The sequence below is a fragment of the Streptomyces sp. LS1784 genome (assembly GCF_020103755.1).
Taxonomy (GTDB): domain Bacteria; phylum Actinomycetota; class Actinomycetes; order Streptomycetales; family Streptomycetaceae; genus Kitasatospora.
The window spans coordinates 1-628 of sequence record NZ_JAHSQD010001254.1 but is presented as its reverse complement, the minus strand read 5'-3'; the positions used below and the strand labels follow the sequence as shown (position 1 = coordinate 628).

General features: G+C 79.0%; 1 pseudogene. It reads right to left on the bottom strand.

What is annotated here, in order from left to right:
• Window positions 1-549: pseudogene (locus tag KS423_RS46835) on the bottom strand (hypothetical protein); the annotation flags it as partial.
• Between the last annotated feature and the right edge of the window lie 79 nt (window positions 550-628).

Sequence of the window (628 nt, the reverse complement as noted above, 5' to 3'; positions counted from 1 at the left end):
CGCGCTGCCGGCCGGGGCCTCGGCGCCGGTCTGGGTGAGCGCGGTGGCGTCGTAGCGGCCGGAGACCGCCGCGGCCGCGGCGTACAGGTCGGGCCGGGACAGTACGGCGGCGGCCGCGCAGGGCGCACCGCCCTCGACACCGAGGACTCCCCAGGAGGCCGGGCCGGGCGGCAGGGCGCGGAAGGTGGTCACGACGGTGGTGCGCAGCGTCGCGTCGTCGGCGACGGCGGCCGGGGCCGCGGCGACCAGCTCGCAGGGGTGCGCGGTGCCGTTCGGTGCCTCGGGGGCGACCAGGATGAACGGGTGGGCCTTGCCGCTCTGGAGGGCCGAACCGATGCCCTCGAAGACGTCCGGGACCTCGGCGTCGGCGGTCTTCCGGGGCGCGGCCGCGTGCATCACGACGACCGGGAAGCGGGCGTTCGGCTCCTTGGCGTACTGCGGCGGGAGCCAGACCCGCACGTTGCGGGGCTGGCCGTCGGGGCCGAGCACGGCGGACTGGAGCAGCTCGCCACCACCGGGGTGGCCGACGCTGTCGAAGCGGCTGACCACGGCGGGAGCCTCGGCAGCTCCGACGGCGGCCGGGGCGGCGGGCGGGGCAGCGGGCGGGGCAGCGGGCGAGGCGGCAGGC